A 5,585-nucleotide genomic window follows, 5' to 3' on the forward strand; every position below is an offset into this window, starting at 1 on the left:
TCGTCGAGCACCTGCGCTTCAAGGGCAACGAGCGCCCTGCCGTCGTCTACTGGGGTTGCCGCAGCCGCGCCGACCTGTACCTGCACGACTGGATGCTGCAGGCCGCCGCCGAGCTGCCGTGGCTGGGCTACGTGCCGGTGCTGTCCGAGCCGAAGCCCGATGATGGCTGGACCGGCCGCACCGGCTTCGTCCACCAGGCGCTGATGGCCGACCTGCCCGACCTGTCCGCCCACCAGGTGTATGCCTGCGGCGCGCCGGTGATGGTGGAATCGGCCCAGCGCGACCTGGTGGCCCGCTGCGGCCTGCCCGCCGAAGAGTTCTACGCCGATTCATTCACGTCGGAAGCCGACAAGCACCCTGCCTGAGACCCCTCGATGCAACGCAGACACCTTCTTTCACTGCTCGGCGCCGCCGCGCTGCCCGCCACGACCTTCGCACAGGCCGGCAAGCCGATCCGGCTCGTCGTGCCCTACTCGCCCGGCGGCCCGCTGGACGTGATCGCCCGCGCGCTGGCCGACAAGGTCAAGGACAGCCTGGGCCTCGTGATCGTCGACAACAAGGCCGGCGCCGGCGGCAACATCGGCGCCGATGCGGTCGCGAAATCGCCGCCCGACGGGCTGACGATCGTGATGGGCGCGGTCGCGACGCATGCGATCAACCCGTGGCTCTACGCGCGCATTCCGTACGACCCGATCCGCGACTTCACGCCGATCACCGGCGTCGCGCAGGTGCCGAACGTGCTGGTGATGAACGCCGAGACGGCCACGCGGCTGGGCATCCGCAGCGTGGCCGACCTGGTCGCGTACGCGAAGAAGAACCCCGGCAAGCTGAACTACGGCTCCGGCGGCAACGGCAGCGCGGGGCACCTGGCCGGAGAGATGTTCAAGGCACAGGCCGGCGTCTTCATGGTCCACATCCCGTACTCGGGCGGCAACCCGGCGCAGCTCGCGTTGCTGTCGGGCCAGGTCGACCTCAACTTCGACAACCTGGCGACCGCGTCGACCAACATCAAGGCCGGCAAGCTGCGCGCGCTGGCCGTCACGACCACGGCGCGCTCGAGCGCGATGCCCGAGGTGCCGACCATCGCCGAAGCGGGCGGCGGGCTCGCGCGCTTCGACGTGAACACCTGGTTCGGCCTGTTCGGCCCGGCCGGCCTGCCGGCCGACGTGACGCGCAAGATGAACAAGGCGTTCACCGACGCGCTCGCATCGCCCGACATCAAGGCGCGCTTCGCGAGCCTGATGGCCGAGCCGATGCCGAGCACGCCGGAGCAGTTCGGCGCGTTCGTCAAGCGCGAACGTGCGAAGTACGAGCAGGTGGTGAAGGCCTCAGGCGCGAAAGTCGACTGAAGCCCTCGGCGCCCGGTTTACTTCTTCTTTGCAGGAGCCTGCGGCTGCGATGCCGGCGTCGTGCCGCCATCCACGCCCAGGCGGCCGCCGGTGCCCAGGCCGCCCTTGACGGTCTGCGCCTTGTAGTTGCGCAGCGACTTCACCATCTGGTTGAACGAATCGGCGAACGCGGCCACGACCACCTTGCCCTGCGGCGTGTTCGCGTAGCCGCCGCCACCGCCGACCAGCCCGCCGGTGAAGGCGGCGCCGAACATGCCGAAGTCGAAGTTCTTCGCGGTGCCTTCGGCGGCCGAGATCTGCACGCCCGAGCGGTTGTCGATCAGCAGCAGCGTCGTCGACGCTTCATTGCGGCTCACGTTGCCGGCCACGGCGCCCAGCAGGCCCAGCCCGCCGCCGCCGAGGAAGCCGCCGCCGCCGCCGGTTTTGCCCGAGAACTGGATCGCCGGACTCATCGTGTAGTCGGCCGCGACCATCTGGCCCTTGCCGAAGTTGCTGTTGGCGCGCACTTCGCCGCTTTGCTCCAGCGAGCGCTCCTTCATCATGTTGTTCATCGCACCGCCGCGCTCGACGATCACGAAGCAGTTGCTCTGCTGCACCATCAGGCGCAGCACCGGGATGGTGGAGCCGAGCTGGTGCTGGCGCAGCTGGTAGTACCAGGGCGCGGTGGTGTCTTCCTGCACGGCCAGCGTGCCCAGCGATTCGGGGCACTTCTCGAGCTGGCTGTTGTTGTTCTCGGCCGTGCCGCCACCGGCAGCGCCCGACACGGTGCCCTTGTTCTCGCCCATCGTCGGCATGGTGGAACCGCAGGCGCTGAGCAGCGCGGCGGTGGCGACGGCGACAAGGGACAGACCGGTCAGGCCGGACGGGCGCAGGGTGGCTTGCATGGAAGAACTCCTAGGGGTTGGCGCGGCCCTGGTCCCGGGCCGTTTTGTGCCGGCCAGTATAGGAACGCGCCCCCTGCAGAGGAACCACCCAAGCGGGTGGTTCTTGCCCCTTCGCGGCTCACTCCGCGGCTCACTCGCCCAGATAGGCGGCGCGCACTTTCGGGTCGTCCAGCAGCGCCTTCGCGTCGCCGTCCATCGTGACCTCGCCCGACTCCATCACGTAGCCGCGGTTGGCCAGCTGCAGCGCCCGGCTCGCGTTCTGCTCGACCAGCAGCACCGTGGTGCCGCGGCTGTGGATGTCAGCCACCACCTCGAAGATCTTGTCGACCATGATCGGCGACAGTCCCATCGATGGCTCGTCCAGCAACAGCACCTTCGGCTTGGCCATCAGCGCGCGGCCCATCGCGAGCATCTGCTGCTCGCCGCCCGACATCGTGCCGGCCAGCTGGTTGCGGCGCTCCTTCAGGCGCGGGAAGATCGCGAACACCTTCTCGATGTCGGCCTCGACCTCCTTGTCCTTGCGCACGAAGGCGCCCATCTGCAGGTTCTCGGTGATCGTCATCCGCGTGAAGGTGCCGCGGCCCTCCGGCACCATCACCAGGCCCTGCTTGACCAGGTCCCACGGCCCCTGCCCCTTGATCGGCTTGCCGAGGAATTCGATGTCGCCGGCGGCCACCGGCTGCAGGCCGGTCACGGCCTTCAGCGTCGTCGTCTTGCCGGCGCCGTTGGCACCGATCAGGCTGACCAGCTCGCCTTCGTTCACCTCGAACGACACGCCCTTGACGGCCTGGATGCCGCCGTAGGCGACCTTGAGGCCCGAAACTTTCAACAATGTTGTTGCCATGTGGGCGTCCTCAGTGGGCCTTGTGTCCGGCGCCGAGGTAGGCCTCGATCACCTTTTCGTTGCGTTGCACGTCGGCCGGCGTGCCTTCGGCGATCTGCTTGCCGTAGTCGAGCACGGTGACGCGATCGCACAGGCCCATCACCAGCTTCACGTCGTGCTCGATCAGCAGGATCGTGCGGCCGTCGTTGCGGATGCGGTCGATCAGCTCGCGCAGCACGACCTTCTCGGTCGCGTTCATGCCGGCGGCCGGCTCGTCGAGCGCGATCAGCTTCGGGTCGGTGGCGAGCGCGCGGGCGATCTCCAGCCGGCGCTGGTCGCCGTAGCTCAGCGTGCGGGCCTTGAACTCGGCGTACTTGCCGATGCCGACATAGTCGAGCAGCTCCTGCGCACGCTTGGCGATCGCGGCCTCCTCGGCCTTGAAGCCGCTGGTGCGGAACACCGCGCCGATCAGGCCCGAGCCGGTGCGCACGTGGCGGCCCACCATCACGTTCTCGAGTGCCGTCATCTCGGCGAACAGCCGGATGTTCTGGAAGGTGCGCGCGATGCCGGCCTTCGCCACCTCGTGCACCGCGGTCGGCTGGTAGGGCTTGCCGCCCAGCTCGAAGCTGCCGGCGTCGGGCGTGTACAGCCCGGTCAGCACGTTGAAGAAGGTCGTCTTGCCGGCGCCGTTGGGGCCGATCAGGCCATACACCTGGCCGGCCTCGATCGAGATGCCGACATCGGAGAGCGCTTGCAGGCCGCCGAAGCGCTTGGAGACGCCACTGACCTTGAGAACAGTTTCTGCCATGCGGAGCTCCTTGTTGTTATTTGGTCGGGACGGGAGCCGCCTTGCCGTGCTCCGGCGAAGGCCACAGGCCCCGCGGGCGCGACAACATGATGGCGATCATCGCCAGCGCGATCAGCAGCTGGCGCAGGATGGCCGCGTCGAGCCGGCCGTCGGTCATGTTCTGCAGCGGGCCGGCCACGTAGCGCAGCACTTCGGGCAGCGCCGACAGCAGCAGCGCGCCGAGGATCACGCCCGGGATGTGGCCGATGCCGCCCAGCACCACCATCGCGACGATCATCACCGACTCCTGCAGGCTGAACGATTCCGGCGAGATGAAGCCCTGGAAGGTCGAGAACAGCACGCCCGACACGCCGCCGAAGGTGGCGCCCATGCCGAACGCCAGCAGCTTCAGGTTGCGGGTGTTGATGCCCATCGCCTTGGCCGCGATCTCGTCCTCGCGGATCGCCATCCACGCGCGGCCGATGCGCGAGCGCTCGAGCCGGTAGCAGATCAGCACGCTGAGCACCACCAGCGCCAGGAAGAAGAAGTAGTAGCTCGTGACCGGCGGCAGGTCGATCACGCCGAACAGGCTGTGCCGCTTGCCGAGGTCGTAGCCGAGGAAGTTGAACGAATCGATCTGCGCCAGCCCCTTCGGGCCGTTGGTGATGTTGACCGGCGCATCCAGGTTGTTCATGAACACGCGGATGATTTCGCCGAAGCCGAGCGTGACGATCGCGAGGTAGTCGCCGCGCAGCTTCAGCGTCGGCGCACCCAGCACCACGCCGAAGATGCCGGCCACCAGCGCGCCGATCGGGATCGCGAGCCACCACGGCGTGTGCAGTCCGCCCGGGAACATCTCGGCGATGCGCGGGAAGGTCTCGGCCAGCTGCGGCGACGCGAGCAGGCCGAACAGGTAGGCGCCGACCGCGTAGAACGCGACATAGCCCAGGTCCARCAGGCCGGCGTAGCCGACCACGATGTTCAGGCCGAGCGCGAGCAGCACGTACAGCAGCGCGATGTCGAGGATGCGCACCCAGGCATTGCCGAAGTACTGCGCGATGAAGGGCGCGATCGCCAGCACGATGGCCGCGGCGATCCAGGTCCCGATCTTGTTGTCTCTGAGGTTCATGGTGGGATTCCTTGTGCGATCAGGCGCGGTCGGCGACACGTTCGCCCAGCAGGCCCTTCGGGCGCAGCGTCAGCACGAGGATCAGCACGATGAAGGCGAAGATGTCCTGGTAGTGGCTGCCCAGCACGTCGCCGGTCAGGTCGCCGATGTAGCCGGCGCCGAGCGACTCGATCACGCCGAGCGCCACGCCGCCGACCATCGCGCCGGCCAGGTTGCCGATGCCGCCGAACACCGCGGCCGTGAAGGCCTTCAGCCCCGGCAGGAAGCCCATCGAGTGCTGCACCGAGCCGTAGTTGGCCGCGTACATCACGCCGGCCAGCGCGGCGAGCGCGGCACCGATGATGAAGGTGGCCGAGATCACGGTGTCGGGCTTGACGCCCATCAGGCTCGCCACGCGCGGGTTCTCGGCGGTGGCGCGCATCGCGCGGCCCAGCTTGGTGCGGTTCACGAGGTACATCAGCCCGGCCAGCGTGATCGCGGTGACGACCAGGATCAGGATCTGCACGGTGTTGATCACCGCACCGCCGATGAAGAAGGGCTCGCTCGGCAGCAGGATCGGGTACGACTTGTAGTTCGGCTTCCAGATGATCATCGCGAGCGTCTGCAGCAGCAG

The 5,585-nt window shown here is 68.1% G+C and carries 6 protein-coding genes and 1 pseudogene; 2 read left to right on the plus strand and 5 right to left on the minus strand.

The genetic code is table 11. The annotated features are described in order from the left end of the window. Positions 1–365, plus strand: a pseudogene (locus tag AC1D12_RS23105) (CDP-6-deoxy-delta-3,4-glucoseen reductase); the annotation flags it as partial. Positions 366–374: 9 nt separating this feature from the next. Next, entirely contained in the window at positions 375–1,349 is a 975-nt protein-coding gene (locus tag AC1D12_RS23110) for a Bug family tripartite tricarboxylate transporter substrate binding protein (RefSeq protein WP_477827966.1), read from the plus strand. A 17-nt stretch (positions 1,350–1,366) separates the two neighbouring features. Here the strand turns inward: AC1D12_RS23110 and AC1D12_RS23115 are convergent, their stop codons facing one another. From AC1D12_RS23115 to AC1D12_RS23135, 5 genes are all read right to left on the minus strand, one after another. After that, on the minus strand, positions 1,367–2,233 hold the full coding sequence (locus AC1D12_RS23115; RefSeq protein WP_052212325.1) for a CsgG/HfaB family protein: 867 nt from the start codon (positions 2,231–2,233) through the stop codon (positions 1,367–1,369). A 130-nt stretch (positions 2,234–2,363) separates the two neighbouring features. Then, positions 2,364–3,077, minus strand: a complete 714-nt coding sequence (locus AC1D12_RS23120; protein WP_211191208.1) for an ABC transporter ATP-binding protein — start codon at positions 3,075–3,077, stop codon at positions 2,364–2,366. Positions 3,078–3,087: 10 nt separating this feature from the next. Beyond that, positions 3,088–3,864: an ABC transporter ATP-binding protein gene (locus tag AC1D12_RS23125; RefSeq protein ID WP_465114192.1), complete on the minus strand. Its 777-nt coding sequence runs from the start codon at positions 3,862–3,864 to the stop codon at positions 3,088–3,090. A 16-nt stretch (positions 3,865–3,880) separates the two neighbouring features. Then, positions 3,881–4,972 (minus strand): branched-chain amino acid ABC transporter permease, encoded by a 1,092-nt coding sequence (locus tag AC1D12_RS23130; RefSeq protein ID WP_477825493.1) that lies wholly within the window; start codon positions 4,970–4,972, stop codon positions 3,881–3,883. Positions 4,973–4,991: 19 nt separating this feature from the next. Then, positions 4,992–5,585 (minus strand): branched-chain amino acid ABC transporter permease (locus AC1D12_RS23135; protein ID WP_477843099.1); only part of this gene is annotated, 594 nt, incomplete at its 5' end.

Source organism: Rhizobacter sp. P1_G5 (assembly GCF_056405435.1).